This window comes from Nocardia sp. NPDC057440, from assembly GCF_042802915.1.
In the GTDB taxonomy this organism is placed as follows: Bacteria; Actinomycetota; Actinomycetes; order Mycobacteriales; family Mycobacteriaceae; genus Nocardia.
On the sequence record NZ_JBHVDF010000001.1, the window covers coordinates 640,021 to 654,599 of the forward strand.

Annotated in this window: 13 protein-coding genes; 7 read left to right on the top strand and 6 right to left on the bottom strand. The window is 67.3% G+C overall.

Annotated elements, in window-relative coordinates:
• Window positions 1-28: 28 nt before the first annotated feature.
• Window positions 29-952: a sigma-70 family RNA polymerase sigma factor gene (locus ACFU4Z_RS02715; RefSeq protein WP_379059192.1), complete on the bottom strand. Its 924-nt coding sequence runs from the start codon at window positions 950-952 to the stop codon at window positions 29-31.
• 105 nt (window positions 953-1,057) lie between these two features.
• Here ACFU4Z_RS02715 and ACFU4Z_RS02720 point away from each other — a divergent pair, with 105 nt between their 5' ends.
• Window positions 1,058-1,627: a GNAT family N-acetyltransferase gene (locus tag ACFU4Z_RS02720; protein ID WP_379059194.1), complete on the top strand. Its 570-nt coding sequence runs from the start codon at window positions 1,058-1,060 to the stop codon at window positions 1,625-1,627.
• An 80-nt stretch (window positions 1,628-1,707) separates the two neighbouring features.
• Window positions 1,708-2,253, top strand: coding sequence for a class I SAM-dependent methyltransferase (locus tag ACFU4Z_RS02725; RefSeq protein WP_379059195.1), 546 nt, complete (start codon window positions 1,708-1,710; stop codon window positions 2,251-2,253).
• Window positions 2,254-2,457: 204 nt separating this feature from the next.
• On the opposite strand, the gene ACFU4Z_RS02730 is transcribed toward ACFU4Z_RS02725, so the two are convergent.
• Window positions 2,458-3,549 carry a 3-deoxy-7-phosphoheptulonate synthase gene (locus ACFU4Z_RS02730; protein ID WP_379059196.1) on the bottom strand — a complete coding sequence of 364 codons (1,092 nt, stop codon included), beginning with the start codon at window positions 3,547-3,549 and terminating at the stop codon, window positions 2,458-2,460.
• Window positions 3,550-3,844: 295 nt separating this feature from the next.
• A complete protein-coding gene (locus tag ACFU4Z_RS02735) occupies window positions 3,845-4,315 on the bottom strand; it encodes a carboxymuconolactone decarboxylase family protein (RefSeq protein ID WP_379059197.1) in 471 nt (156 codons plus the stop codon).
• A 228-nt stretch (window positions 4,316-4,543) separates the two neighbouring features.
• Here ACFU4Z_RS02735 and ACFU4Z_RS02740 point away from each other — a divergent pair, with 228 nt between their 5' ends.
• Window positions 4,544-4,708 carry a DUF5993 family protein gene (locus ACFU4Z_RS02740; RefSeq protein WP_379059198.1) on the top strand — a complete coding sequence of 55 codons (165 nt, stop codon included), beginning with the start codon at window positions 4,544-4,546 and terminating at the stop codon, window positions 4,706-4,708.
• Window positions 4,708-5,331, top strand: a complete 624-nt coding sequence (locus tag ACFU4Z_RS02745; RefSeq protein WP_379059199.1) for a disulfide bond formation protein B — start codon at window positions 4,708-4,710, stop codon at window positions 5,329-5,331. Before ACFU4Z_RS02740 ends, ACFU4Z_RS02745 begins: the two co-directional genes overlap by 1 nt.
• A 78-nt stretch (window positions 5,332-5,409) precedes the next feature.
• Here ACFU4Z_RS02745 and ACFU4Z_RS02750 read toward each other — a convergent pair whose 3' ends face one another.
• The gene (locus ACFU4Z_RS02750) at window positions 5,410-6,288 is read right to left on the bottom strand and encodes an oxidoreductase (RefSeq protein WP_379059200.1); all 879 of its coding nucleotides are present in this window, start codon (window positions 6,286-6,288) and stop codon (window positions 5,410-5,412) included.
• Window positions 6,289-6,531: 243 nt separating this feature from the next.
• Between ACFU4Z_RS02750 and ACFU4Z_RS02755 the strand changes: the two genes are divergently transcribed.
• The gene (locus tag ACFU4Z_RS02755) at window positions 6,532-8,145 is read left to right on the top strand and encodes a (2,3-dihydroxybenzoyl)adenylate synthase (RefSeq protein WP_379059311.1); all 1,614 of its coding nucleotides are present in this window, start codon (window positions 6,532-6,534) and stop codon (window positions 8,143-8,145) included.
• A 64-nt stretch (window positions 8,146-8,209) separates the two neighbouring features.
• Here ACFU4Z_RS02755 and nbtS read toward each other — a convergent pair whose 3' ends face one another.
• Window positions 8,210-9,520, bottom strand: a complete 1,311-nt coding sequence (nbtS, locus tag ACFU4Z_RS02760) for a nocobactin biosynthesis salicylate synthase NbtS (RefSeq protein ID WP_379059201.1) — start codon at window positions 9,518-9,520, stop codon at window positions 8,210-8,212.
• A gap of 57 nt (window positions 9,521-9,577) precedes the next feature.
• Window positions 9,578-10,354 carry a DUF2127 domain-containing protein gene (locus ACFU4Z_RS02765; protein ID WP_379059202.1) on the bottom strand — a complete coding sequence of 259 codons (777 nt, stop codon included), beginning with the start codon at window positions 10,352-10,354 and terminating at the stop codon, window positions 9,578-9,580.
• 183 nt (window positions 10,355-10,537) lie between these two features.
• On the opposite strand from ACFU4Z_RS02765, the gene ACFU4Z_RS02770 reads away from it, so the two are divergent.
• Both ACFU4Z_RS02770 and ACFU4Z_RS02775 read left to right on the top strand, forming a co-directional pair.
• On the top strand, window positions 10,538-12,997 hold the full coding sequence (locus ACFU4Z_RS02770) for a glycerol-3-phosphate 1-O-acyltransferase (protein ID WP_379059203.1): 2,460 nt from the start codon (window positions 10,538-10,540) through the stop codon (window positions 12,995-12,997).
• Window positions 12,997-14,502, top strand: coding sequence for an HAD-IB family hydrolase (locus ACFU4Z_RS02775; protein WP_379059204.1), 1,506 nt, complete (start codon window positions 12,997-12,999; stop codon window positions 14,500-14,502). The genes ACFU4Z_RS02770 and ACFU4Z_RS02775 overlap by 1 nt, the downstream gene beginning before the upstream one ends.
• The last annotated feature ends 77 nt before the right edge of the window (window positions 14,503-14,579 follow it).

A 14,579-nucleotide genomic window follows, 5' to 3' on the forward strand; every position in this document is an offset into this window, starting at 1 on the left:
GGCGATGAGGGTCAGACCTGGCGTCGCTTCACCCGAGATGAAGGCCCGACAGCTTGTCGGGATTGGCGACATCGTAAGCGCCCCAGACCAATCCGTCGCGAACGGTGAAGCCCATGATTCTGGTCCGATGGGTGCTCGGCCAATCCCCCGCCACCGACCACCGAACCACAAGACCCAGTTGCCCGTTGACCGCGGCGAATTCGAGATCGACCGCCGGGGTGTCGGTCGAGCCGTCCAGCCCGTACTTGCGGGCGAGACCGAGCAGGAAGCGGGCGATCCGTTCGGCGCCGCCGACCACGTTGATCGCGGTCGCGGTGGTGCCGTTGGCATCGCCGATCATGGTCGAATCCGGATGCAGCGCAGCGGTTACCGCGCTGATATCGCCGGAACTCAAGGCGGTGAGAAGACGCAGCACGGCCGCGTCGTGTTCGTCGTTCGGCACCGCGGCCGGGGTGTGCGCCACGGCCTTGCGCGCACGCACGGCCAGCTGCCGCGCCGCGTCCGCGGAGACGCCGAGGATGTCGGCGATCTCGTCGAACGGGACCGAAAGACCGTCGTGCAGAACGAATGCCACGCGCTGCGGCGGCGTCAGCGTGTCCAGCACGACCATGGCCGCGAAGCGATACTCCTGCTTGCGGACCACCGCGTCCAATGGGTCGGGCGCACTGGACGGCGTGATCGCGGTCACCACCGGTTCCGGCAGCCACTGCCCCACATAGGTTTCTCTGCGTACCGCGGCACTGCGCAAGCGATCCACACAGATTCGGCTCACCACGGTGGTCAGCCAGGCGCGTAGATCCTCGATCTCGGATTGGTGCGCACCCGCTAGACGCAGCCAGCTCTCCTGAACGGCGTCCTCGGCATCGCCGACGCTGCCCGTCAGGCGGTACCCGACGGAAAGCAAATGTGCCCGATGCGATTCGAACAAGTCGGCGAGAAGAGCGGCAACCATCGGTCTGATTCTACGGTCTGCGCCACGCCTCGATTACCACGGCATGCGTCCTGGTCATGCGAAATCCGGATGATTGCTTGCCTGCCCGCATGACACCATGCACGGATGGAGGAACGCCTACTGTCCGACGAAACGGTGTGGTTGTCGCCGCCGACCGCGGCCGACACCGACACCATCGTCGAATGCTGCCAGGATCGGTCCATCGCCGAATGGGTGACGATTCCGGTGCCCTACCACCGGGAGCACGCCGAGCAGTTCCTCGACGAGTTCGTGGCGCAGGGCTGGGCGGCGAACAACCCGACGTGGGCGCTTCGGCTGCGGGCCGACGGCCCGGTCATCGGCATGATCGGCCTGGGAGCGGGCGACGAGTCGGCGCGCGAGATCGGCTTCTGGCTCGTGCCCGAACACCGCGAACGCGGAGTGATGTCGCGGGCGATCGCGCTGGTGTGCCACTTCGGTTTCGACCCCGACGGCATGGCCCTTGCTCGTATCACCTGGCACGCCTTCGTCGGCAACCATGCCTCGGCGGCGGTGGTCCGCCGCAATGGTTTTCGCTATGAGGGCCTGGCCAGGCTCGGCAGCCTGCAGCGCGGTGTCCGCCGCGACAGCTGGGTCGCCGCCCGCCTCGCCACCGATCCACCGGGTTATGCGGAGGGCTGGCCGCAGGGCGTCTGATTCGTTGATCGGCCGCGGGGTCGATACGGGTTACCCGCGAATCGGGCACACCCGCGGCCGCGACCTCCTAGATTGCACTGATGGCGGCTGACGGACGGTTTCGATGGATCATCGAAACCATGCTGGTGCGCCCGGACGATCGCATCCTCGAAATCGGGCCGGGGTCGAGCGATTCGCTCGGTGATCTCGCCGAGCGACTACGCGACGGGCGGGTCGTCGGCGTCGATCGCTCCCCGACCGCGATCGCCCGCGCCGCGAAACGACATGCCGCGCACATCGATTCAGGACGGGTCAGGCTGGTGCAGGCCGGGCTCGAGCACCTGAGCAGGGAGCAATTGCTCGACGAGATCGGCCCGGACACGGCGGGATTCGACATCATCTTCGCCGTCAATGTGAACGTGTTCTGGACCAAGAGGCCGACGGCGGAACTCACCCTCGTCCGTGACTGCCTCGCCGAGAACGGCAAGCTCTGCCTGTTCTACGGCTACGGCCATCCGGACGCCGCCGTGTCGACCAGCCCGAAGCCGGCCCCTGGTCACCTCACCGACTACCTGACATCGGCCGCCTTCGACGTCGAGGTCGTGTCCGCCGGCGACCTGCTCGGCATCATCGCCACACCGCGATAGCCGAACAGCCGCGCCGGTTCTCGGCCGCCGCTTCGACCGTCGTCCATGCCGCGGCCAGTGCGACATCCGAGATCCACTCGGCCCAGCTCGCACCGAGTTCCGCCGCTGGCTCCGGCTCGCACCGAGCGGCTGGCTCCGGCGTTCACCAGGCCAAGGGCGTGCGTGAGCCCAGGCGTCACAGCGTGAACCGAGGGCAGTGCGATCTCAGCTGTTCCGTCGCTGCGCGACCGCGTCGGCCAGGCGGTCGAGCTGACGGGCGGTGGTCTCCCAGTCCAGGCAGGCGTCGGTGATGGACTGGCCGTAGGTCAGGTTCTCGGCATGGCCGAGGGTCAGGTCCTGACGGCCTGCGACGAGGAAGCTCTCCAGCATCACACCGACAACGCCCGGCTCGCCTGCGGCCAGTCGCGCCGCGATATCGGTGACCACATCGATCTGCTTGTTGTGGTTCTTGTCGCTGTTGCCGTGGCTGGCGTCCACCACGATCCGCTGCGGCAGCGCCGCCTTCTCCAACCGGATGCACGATTCGGCGACCGAGGCGGCGTCGTAATTCGGGCCGGTGCTGCCGCCACGCAGGATCACATGGCAGTCGGGGTTGCCGGAGGTGCGGATGAGTGCGGCACGGCCGTCGAGATCGGTGCCGGGGAATACGTGGCTCGCGGCCGCGGCGCGCACGCCGTCGACTGCCACCTGCACATCGCCGTCGGTGCCGTTCTTGATGCCGACCGGCATGGACAGCGCGCTGCTGAGCTGGCGGTGCACCTGGCTGGCCGCGGTGCGCGCGCCGATCGCGCCGTAGGACACCAGGTCCGCGATGTACTGCGGGGTGATCGGGTCGAGGAACTCGCACGCCACCGGCAGGCCGAGCGCGGTGATGTCGACCAGCAGCTTGCGGCCGAAACCGAGACCGGTGTTCACATCGAAGGAGCCGTCCAGGTGCGGATCGTTGATCAGCCCCTTCCAGCCGAGGGTGGTGCGCGGCTTCTCGAAGTACACCCGCATCACCACGTGCAGCCGATCATCGAGATCGGCGGCCTTGGCGGCGAGGCGGCGCGCGTAATCCAGCGCCGCGGCGGGATCGTGCACCGAACACGGACCGACGATCACCATCAGGCGGTCGTCGTCGCCGTTGAGCACGTCGACAGTGGCCTTGCGGCCGGCGCGCACGGTGTCGGCGAGCTGATCGGTGATCGGATGCACGCGACGCACCTCGGCCGGTGAGCGCAATGGGCTCACGCTGAGGGTGCGTTGATCATCGAGATCGGAATGCCGCGCATCGATATCGGCAGCGGTAGTCATCGTTGTGGGTTCCTTTACGTCAGGCCGACTCACTGACGGAAACCCGTCGAGCCGGTCTCTATCCGGCTCGGGGTGGAAAGTTGGTCAGCGCAGGAGGTTGCCGCAGACCGACCCACCCGGGGCCGGCTCGCTAAACCAGAAATACACGCGCTGCACGTCGGCGACTGTACCAGGCAGATACCAACCAGTGAACGCACGGTGCCGCACGGTCGCACCGAATGAGCCGAACGTCACGATCGGCAGCCTGCTGCTACCGATCGCTACGTTCGGCTCGGCGCTGGGTGGGCGCTGCCGCTCACCCCCACTGGCCGGGCTCATAGCTACCCGCGGGCGTGCGGGCGATGACGTTCATCCGGTTCCAGGCGTTGATCATCGCGATGGCGGCGATGAGCGCGGCGATCTGGTCCTCGTCGTAGTGCTTGCGCACCTGGTCCCAGACCTCGTCGCTGACGCTGCGACCGTCGCCGATGCGAGTGGCCTCCTCGGTGAGCGCCAGCGCGGCCCGCTCGGCCTCGGTGAACACCGTCGACTCGTGCCACGCGGCAACGAGGTTGAGCCGCACCGAGGTTTCACCCGCGTGCGCCGCGTCCTTGGTGTGCATGTCGGTGCAGTAACCACAGCCATTGATCTGGCTGGCCCGAATCTTGACGAGCTCGTAGGTGGCGGCGGGCAGAGCGGAATCACTGATGACCTTGCCCGCCATGGTGAGTCGCTTGGTGAAGCTGGCGGAGACCGGGTTGGCGAAGAGATTCATCCGAGCGTCCATGAGATGACTTCCTTTTCTATTCGATGGCTTCACAGTGAGGACGACACAGCGACACGATGTGTGACACCGGCTCGAACATGAGCTGTACCACTCGACCCTGCCGTCGTCGACTACCCGCGGGAGCCCGGGCGCGGCGCACTGTCCGGCGCGTCGAACGATTCGACCCCGCGGCGTGTCAAAACACCATCTTGGCTGGTGAGAGCCGGAAAACGAGTACCGTTCTGCGCCATGGACACGCTCATCTTCGGCGGTTTGCTGGCGGCCATGGTCGCCCTGTTCCAGCAGCGCTCCCGACGGGTGGTGGTCGGTGCGTGGTGGGTGCTGCTGATCGCGACGGTGCTGCTGTTCGCCCATCACTTCACCAGCAGTCTCGGACTCGGATTGAACTACTGATGACGACCAGCCGGCCGTCGACCACGCGAACGGCCCTCGGCCAGATCCAGTATTGGCTCGCGGTGATTTTCGTGATCGGCTGGACCGGCGTCATCTGCGGCGGGCTGGCATTCCAGTTCGCCGCGTGGGAGTACCCGAGCCCGCTGTGCATCGTGCAGCGCATGTTCATGGCGCTTGCCGCCTTGGGCGCCGCGTCCATCGTGCGCGAGGGCATGAACGGGACGATCGAGGCCAACGATTACACCACCGGCTGGGGCCTGGCCATAGTCGGTTGTGTCGCAGGCGGATTCGCGTCCTGGCGGCAAACGATGCTGCACATCCTGCCCGGCGATCCCGGCTATGGTGACCCGATGCTCGGTCTGCACCTGTATGTCTGGGCGTGGATCCTGTTCGTTGCCGCGATCGCGACTATCGGTGTCGTGCTGTCGTTTTCGCACGAAACTGCCGCACCGGCGATCCCCGCCGCACCGCACCGCATGGTCGGGCGGATCGCGCTGTGGTTGCTCGGCATCGTGCTGGCGATCAACCTGGTCGTGGTGTTCCTGCTAGCGGGATTCCACTGGTTCCTGCCGGACGAGCCGAACCGCTACCAGCTCTTCTACGACCTGCACATCCTGAGCTGAGACTCGCCCCGAACGGATTCGGCCGGACGTCCCGTGCGCAGGGACATCCGGCCGCCGTTCACTTCCCGAAGCAGTAGGTTACGCACCGAACTTGTAGGTGACGCCGGTCAGTTTCTCCGACAGCTCCCACAGCCCACGCGCGACGTCGGCATCCTTCGACGCCGCGCTCGAGCTGGAGCGGGCCGGGTAGCCGCGCAGGCCGAGCCACCCGTCCGGCCCGTAGAACGCGCCCGGCTCGACCTTTTCGGTGGCCGCGAAAAGCTCTGGCAGCGCACCCATCTCGGCGCTCTGCGCCAGCAGCCGGTTGCCGTAGGCCATGATCGTGTCCTGAACCGATTCGGTGTGCGATTGCAGTTCCGTCGCGGCGTAGCCGGGGTGCGCGGCGACCGAGATCTTCGGCGAGCCCGCCGCGGTCAGCCTGCGGTGCAGCTCATTGGCGAACATCAGGTTGGCCAGCTTCGCCTGGCCGTACGCGGGCCAGCGCTGGTACTTGCGGCGCTCCCAGTTCAGATCATCCAGATCGATCTTGCCGGTGCGGTGCGCACCACTGGATACCGTGACCACTCGATCGGAAATCTTGTCCAGGAGTAGACCGGTCAGCGCGAAATGGCCGAGATGGTTTGTGCCGACCTGCATTTCGAAACCGTCGGCGGTACGGCCGAGCGGCACCGCCATCACACCGGCGTTATTGATCAGCACGTCGGCCTTGTCCACCGAATCGGCGAACTCCCGCACCGAGGCCAGATCGGCGAGGTCGAGCTTGCGTACCTGCGCACGCGCTCCGATCTCGTTCGCGACCTTCTCCCCCTTGGCCACATTGCGACAGGCCAGCACTACCTCGGCCCCCGCACCGGCCAGCGCTCGCACCGTCGCGGCGCCGAGTCCGCTGTTCGCGCCGGTGACGATGAACGTCCGGCCACTCTGATCGGGAATGTTCGATGTGCCCCAGCCACCCATGTTGGCGAGTCTAGTCCGATAGGGGGTGAACTCGGCGTGCACACGGCCCCACGCGCCCACGGTGAGGCGCTGCCATTACTCGATCACCGCCGTTGGGCGAATCGACACGGCCGGACGCGCACCGAGACACTAATATAGGGTTGCCTAACCTATGTTCAGAGACATCGATCCGGCAGTACGTATCTGCCGTGCTCCCCACCTGTGAGGCCGACTGTGACTTCGACACCCATCGCTAGCGACCGCTTGCCCGGCGCTCGAAACGGCGCCGCGGGCGACGGCTACGTGGCCTTCCCCGCGGCCGACGCCGACGCATTCCGTGCGGCGGGCTATTGGACCGGTCGCCCGCTCGATGACCTGCTGCGCGCGACGGCGCGACGGCATCCGGATCGCACCGCGCTGCTCGATGGCGACGTCGGGCGCAGCTACGCGCAACTCGATGCCGAGGCCGACCGGATGGCGCACGGGCTGCTCGCGCTGGGGATCGCGCCAGGCGATCGAGTCGTCGTGCAGTTGCCGAATGTGCCGGAGTTCGCGACCGTGCTGTTCGGGCTGCTCCGTGCGGGGATCATCCCGGTGCTCACGTTGCCCGCGCACCGCCGCGCCGAGATCGAGCACCTGACCCGCCTTTCCGGTGCGGTCGCCTACCTCATCGCCGACCGCCTCGGCGACTTCGACTACCGCGACCTCGCGGCGACCGTCGAGCAGTCCGTCCCGACGGTGCGGCACGTGCTGGTGCTCGGCGATCCAGGCACCTTCACCGATCTTAATTCTGTTCCGCGCGATGGTGATTCACTGCCCATAATCGACCCGAGCGATATCGCGCTGATGCTGGTCTCCGGCGGCACGACGGGCCTGCCGAAGCTGATCGCCCGCACCCACGACGATTACGTCTACAACGCCACCGCGAGCGCCGAGGTGTGCGAATTGACCGAGGCGGATGTCTACCTCGCGACGCTGCCGGCGGCGCACAACTTCCCGTTGGCCTGCCCCGGCATCCTCGGCACCATCGGGGTGGGCGGCGCGATCGCCTTCCTGACCGATCCGAGTCCGGAAAACGCGTTCGCCGTGATCGAAAGGCATCGGGTCACGGTCACCGCCGTGGTTCCGCCGCTGGCCCAGTTGTGGTGCGCGGCAACCGAATGGGAGGAGGCCGATCTCGGATCACTGCGGCTGCTCCAGGTCGGCGGCGCCCGGCTGGCCGAGGTGAACGCCCGTGATGTCGAGCCCGCGCTCGGGGTGCGGCTGCAGCAGGTGTTCGGCATGGCCGAGGGGCTGCTCAACTACACCCGTCTCGACGATTCCGCCGACACCGCATGCACCACCCAGGGCCGCCCGCTCTCCCCTGCCGACGAGGTCCGCGTGGTGGATGCCGACGGCAACGATGTCGCCCCCGGCGCCGAAGGCGAGCTGCTCACCAAGGGCCCCTACACAATTCGCGGCTACTACCGCGCCCCCGAGCACAATGCCCGCGCTTTCACCTCCGACGGCTATTACCGCAGCGGAGATCTGGTCCGCCGCCTCCCCACCGGCCACCTGATCGTCTCCGGCCGCATCAAGGACGTCATCAACCGCGGCGGCGAGAACATCTCCTGCGACGAGTTGGAAGAACACCTCCTCGCCCACCCCGCCGTTCGGCACGCCGCCGCGGTCGGCCTGCCCGATGCCGCCCTCGGCGAAAAGGTCTGCGCCGTCCTGGTAGTCGATGCCGCCATGCCCACCCTGGCGGAGGTCAAGACCTTCCTCACCGACCGCGGTCTGGCCACCTACAAACTCCCCGACATCCTGCGGCAGGCCGACTCCCTCCCCCTGACCGCTGTCGGCAAGATCGACAAGAAAGCCCTGCGCGGCGAAGCCTGACGGCGAACGCACAAGGCCCGGCCGAGTTTCCGACGGCCGGGCCTTTCCACAGCGGACCCGGTTGCTAGGCCTTCACCACGTACGGGGCGATACTGCCCAGCTTTTCGCAGGTTTCCTCGAACTCGCGCTCGGGCAGCGACTGGCCGACAACGCCCGCGCCCGCACGCAGCCACGCGCCCTCGGTGTTCTGGTAGACCGCCCGTAGGACCAGCGTGGCCTCCATCGCACCGGTCGGGGAAATCGTCACCACCGCACCGGAATACAGTCCGCGTGGTGCGCCGTCGAGGCGGAAGACGGAGTCGACGCCCTCGCGCTTCGGAATGCCGGACGCGGTGACCGATGGGAACAGCACCTCGAGCGCGTCCCAGCTGGAGCGGTCGGCGGCGAGCCTGCCGCGCACTGTGGAGGCGAGGTGCTGGACGCTGCCGCGCTCACGCACCGCCATGAAGTCCGAGACCGCGGGCGTGCCGGGATCGGCGACGGAGGTGATCTCCTTGAACGAGGTCTGCACCGAAATCGCGTGCTCGACAATTTCTTTCGGGTCGGTGATCAGATCGGCCCTGGCCGCCATGTCGGCATCGTGGCCGCGCCCGAAGGCGCGAGTGCCTGCCAGCGGTTCGGTGGTGACCACCCGATCCTGGTCCACCGAAGCGACCAGTTCCGGGCTGAAGCCCGCCGCCTCGAGTCCCCCGAGCCGCAACAGGAACGAGCGGGCCGGGGTGTTGTTGGCGCGACCGAGCCGGTAGGTGGCGGGCACGTCGACCACGAACGGCAGATCGACCTTCCTGGACAGAATGACCTTCTGGTAACGGCCCGAACGGATTTCGCCGACCGCCTCGGCGACCCGATCGCGATATCCGGTGGAATCCAGGCGGACGTCCGCCGGATGCGCCTGCGGCAGTTCACTCTCCTGCGAGGCCGCGATGAGATCATGGATATCGCAGGTCTCGGCCGGGGTGGCACCCGAGATGCGCACGCCGAATTCGCCGATCGCCACCTCGATGCGTGGAATCATCAGGTGCGCCAGGGCCGTCCGCGGAGCCAGATGCGCGGTGGCCTCCAGCGCCCATGCGCAGAATTCGAATCCGATCCAGCCGTATGCCTGGCGGCCGTCGAGCGGCAGCGCGTTCAGCGCGCGGTCGATGACGCTCGCGGGGCTGCCGTCCCACGCACTGGTGGTGGTCCGTCCCTCCCACACCACGCGCAGCTCGTGCGCGTCCAGTTCCACACTGCCGAGCGGATCGGCCGCGAAGACCCATTCCCCCGGGCGCTCGTACATGACGTACTCGCCGAACCGATCGGCGGCAGCCAGCCGGGACATCGCTGCCGCCGGATCGGTCACGTACTCCAGGCGCAAGCGCTCCGTGGTCGACAACGATCCTCCAAAGGTAATGCTGACCTAACTTTGAGAAGTAAGGTTAGCATTACCTGGCTACACCGGAACTGTGCCGACAGCCACAGCAACCGCCGACCGTTCGACGCTCAACAGGCTCTCCGCACTGTGCTCGGCGTGATACGCCGCACCGCCCCCGCGCAGCCCGAACAGCCGCTTGCTGTAGACCAACCACACCACCGCCGCGATATTGACCACCAGCGCGCCGATCCGCAACGCGGTGATCTTCTCGGTCAGCTCGTAGATCTCCAAGGGCAGAAACAGGCTCGTCGCGACGACCGCGAAATACTCGCCCCAGCGTTTGATCAGCCACAACCCCACCGCCTCCAGCACCTGCAAACCCGCATACGCGAGGATGCCGAACCCGATCCACAGCAAGGTCGTGTTCGACAGGTCGAACGCCTCACCGGCCAGCCGCACGAGCTTGGATCGGTCGATGTCCCAGCCGATCTGATCGGCGAACGGCCGCAACAGCGGCAGATCCTGATCGAATGCCGCCCGCATGGTCTCGCGGGAGGAACGGAATTTGAATACCACCACCGCGGCCGCAACCAGGAGCAGACCACGCAGCAACCGCTCGATCGCCAGCGCGCGCATCAGCCAGCGGTCCCGCAGCAATCTGCCGCGCGGCACTTCCGGTGCGTGGTCGGCAGGCCCCGAGCCGACCGGGTCGCCGGGCACGAAGGTGCCACACCGCAGGCAGCGCCACGCCTCCCCGGCGACCGTATCGATGCGCAGCCGGTCCCGTAGTTCGGGCTCGTCCGGCGCGTAGGTGTAGTGGCCGTGCCAGCCGCATGCGCGCAACGCCCAGTCCATGCGCGCAGCCTAATGGGCGCACCGGACGCGCTCCGCCCATGCCGCGCTCGCACGAGCACAGGCCGGGGCGCCGCCCGATGGGCGCGACAGCCGACACACGGCGAACTCGCGAGCCGGAGTTCCTGCGCGGAATGCCGTGGCGGGCTTGAATAGGGGGATCGTCAGTTGCGGAGGGATCTGGTCATGATTGATCACCGCGGGGACTCACCCGCGCAGGCTCAGCGAGCAACGACACCCGGATCGGTGGTGGCCCTCGTCGACGCGAGCTCTGGAGTCGAACGCGAACTCGTCGGCGCCTGGCTCGCCGACGGCGGCATCGCCAAGGAATTCGGCGTGCACGCACCCGTCACCCAATTGGACTTGGACGCCGATGCCATCGCCACCCGGCTGGCAGGCCGCAGCGACGATCCACTCGTGGTCCCCGTGCGGGTGCTATGGCTGCCACCCGAACGCGACGGGGTCCGCCGCGTCACCTTCGCCGACCTGGCGCTGCTGAGCAATCCGCGCAAGCCGCACCGGCTTGCCCAGCGCAGATTGATCGGCAAGTCGCCGGACCGCCACGTCGTGCTCACCGGGCAGCCCGCGCTGCTCAGCGAGCTGCGCGCCAATAACCCCGAGGCCACCGCGCTGTTCATCACCGGCTCCGCCGAACCGTTCGCCCGAGCCATTGTGCGCGCCGCGCTCGTGGTGCTCGAACGCGCCGAACGCAACGTGATCGGCGATCGGTACAAGGTGCCGCGGCTGGTGGCCGAGGAGATCCTCGACTCCCCCGACTTCCTGCACCGGCTCGACGTCATCGCCGACCAGATCGGCGCGAGCCCGCACGAGGTGTACCGCAGGGCCGAGAAGGGACTGCGGGAACTCGTTGCCGCACAGAGCAGGCTGGTCTCGGACCTGTTCACCCAGGCGATGCGGCCGGTGCACGCCTCCACCTGGAAGGTGCACACCGAGGAGTCCGGGCTGGCCGGACTGCGGACGCTCAACCGGCGTTATCCGCTGGTCTTCCTGCCTTCGCACCGCTCTTACGTGGACGCTTTCGTGCTCGGTGACGTGCTGGCCCGCAATGATTTTCCGCCGAACCATGTGATCGGCGGCGCGAACCTCAGCTTCTGGCCGATGGGCCCGATCGCCCGGCGCACCGGCACCGTCTTCATCCGGCGCAGCTTCGGCGACGACGAGGTCTACAAGGCGGTGGTCGAGGAATACTTCGCCTACCTGCTCGCCAAGCGGTTCAACCTGGAGTGGTACTTCGAGGGCGGCCGCACCCGCACCGGCAAGCTGCGGCCGCCACGCTACGGGCTGCTGAATTATCTCGCGGCCGCCGTCCGCTCGAATCGCATCGACGACGTGATGCTGGTGCCGGTGTCGATCACCTATGAACGGCTCAACGAGCTCGGCGCTATCGCGACCGAACAGGTGGGCGGGAAGAAGCAGCCCGAGGGCCTGGCGTGGCTGGCGCGCTACATTCGCAGCCAACAGCATTCGGCCGGACACGTCTATGTGCGTTTCGGCGAGCCGCTGTCCGCGCGCGACCGGCTTGCGGCGTTTGGCGATCCACTCACCACACCACCGCTGTCCATCCCGCTGCACGGTACTGATTCGGCGCTGGATGAGCCGGGCTCCACCGCCGCCGAGGTAGAGATCGCCGAACGGGAGCGAATGGCCGTGCAGCGGCTGGCGTTCGAGGTCGCCGTCGGCATCAACGCCGTCACCCCGATCACGGTGAACGCGCTGGCCACCCTGGCACTGCTCGGTGTGCACGGACGCGCGCTGACCCTCGGCGAAGTGCGCGCGGTGCTCGATCCGGTGCTGAACTACATCGAGAAGCGCGCGCTGCCGAGCGGTGAGCTCGACGCGCTGCGCGACGAACAGAGCCTGACCGTGGTGCTGGAGCAGCTGTCGCTGGCCAAGGTCGTCACCGTCTATCGCGGCGGGCTGGAACCGATCTACGCGATCGAGGCGGGCGCGCACCTGGAAGCCGCGTTCTACCGCAATAGCGCCGTGCACTGGTTCATCAACCGCGCGATCCTCGAACTGTCCATCCTGACCGCGCTCGACACACCGGCACCGAACCAGCTGAAGGCGGGCTGGGACGAGGCGTTCCGGCTGCGCGACCTACTGAAGTTCGATTTCTTCTTCCCCGAGCGGTCCGAGTTCGCCGAACAGATGACCACGGAGATGCTGGTGCTCGACCCGGATTGGAACACCCACACCACCGAGGACACCTTCGGCACCGATGTGCTCGCCACCCTCACCGCCTCCGGATTCATGATGGCGCACCGCACCTTGCGTTCCTTCTTCGACGCGCAACTGGTGGTGGCCGAACGGCTTGCCGACCATGACCCCGCCGAAGAGATCGACCGCAAGCTGTTCGTCGACGAGTGCGTCCGGGTCGGCAAACAGATGATGCTGCAGCAGCGGCTGCACAGCCCGGAATCGGTGTCGACCGAACTGTTCACCAGTGCGCTGAAACTCGCGGACAACCACGGGCTGCTGACACCGGTCGGGCACGATTCGGCCAAACGCAGGGCCGAATTGACCAAGCGCAGACTCGAGTTCGCCGAACGACTGCGTGCCATCGGCAACCGGATTTCTCAGGCCGCCGCATTGGATCCGTCGAACCGACTAGTGCAGGAGCCGTGATGGGTGCGCGCGACGCTGCGGCGCAGTATCAGCGGGAAGGCGCGACTGTCGCACACCGCGAGACCGCGCCAACGGATCTCGAAGCGGCGATCGCCGCGATCCGGTCGGGCCCGCAGGGACCCGAAGTCGCCGCTGTCTTCGATTTCGGCGGCGCCGTCGTCGACGGGTTCGCCCGGCCCTCGCTGTTGCGGCGCGTCTTCCGGCCGAACGCCTCGCGGACAGCGGCCGCAACGCTGCTCGGCGGCATTCGCAACGGCCTCACCGACGGCGAGTACGGGCGCTTCGTGCACCTGTCCATGCAGGCACTGGCGGGGCGGCCGGAGGCGGAACTCGACGCGCTCGGCCAACGTCTCTTCGAACGATCCATCTACGGGCGCCTGTATCCCGAAGCGTGGCGGCTCATCCGAACCCATGAGGCCGCGGGTCACACCGTGGTGCTCGCCACCTCGCTGACCAGGTTCCAGGTGGCGCCCGCGGCCGCCGCGCTCGGCATCGAGCACGTGTTGTACACCCCGATGGCGACCAGCGAGGGCATCCTCACCGGCTACGTCGAGGGAAAGACCTTGTGGCGCAACGGCAAGTCCGATGCGGTCGGCAGTTTCGCGGCCGCACGGGGCATCGACCTCGGCCGCAGCTACGCCTATTCCGACACACTCGCCGATCTGCCGTTGCTGTCGCTGGTCGGCCACCCGGTTGCGGTGAATCCCGATAGACGGCTCAGTGTGGTAACCGCCGAACAGGATTGGCCGAGGCTGACGTTCCGGCCGCGGCAGATGCCGAGCCCGGCCGACTACGGCCGGACGATCACGGGATTCGCCGCGCTCCTCGGTGGCGCCTTCCTCGGCGTGATCGCCAAGTCGTACACGCGGCAGCGCAGGAAGATGGCCGATGGACTGATGGACTATGCGACGCGCGGCACCCTCGGGGCTATCGGCGTGCGAATCCGCGTCTCCGGCGCGGAGCACGCGCGCGCACCGCGGCCTGCGGTATTTCTCTTCAACCACCAGAGCCAATTCGACGTCGTCATCGTGCCCAAGGTGCTGGCGGGCGGCGTCACCGGCATCGGGAAGAAGGAACTGACCCGTAATCCGATATTCGGGCCGTTGATGCGTTTCGTCGGAGTGACATTCATCGATCGTTCGAATACCGCGCAGGCGAAAGCCGCGCTGGCGCCGGTGGTGGAGACGCTGCGCGAGGGTCTATCCATCGCCGTCGCCCCCGAAGGCCATCGCTCGTACACGCCGAGCCCACTGCCGTTCAAGAAGGGCGCGTTCCATATCGCGCTACAAGCAGGCGTGCCGGTGATCCCGGTGGTGATCCGCAACGCGGGCGAAATCTCGTGGCGCAATTCGATGGTCGCGCGCAAGGGCACTGTCGACGTCGCGATCCTCGCGCCCATCGATGTGAGCGGCTGGAATCCCGACGATATGGACGACGAGGTCGAGGCGGTACGGCAGCTCTACCTCGACACGCTGCTGAACTGGCCGAAACCGGACGCGGACTGACGCTTTCGGGCAACACGAGACGAGCGTTGCGAAAAGCCCCAGCGCCCCGCATTCGAGAGCGATGCGGGGCCCCGGGT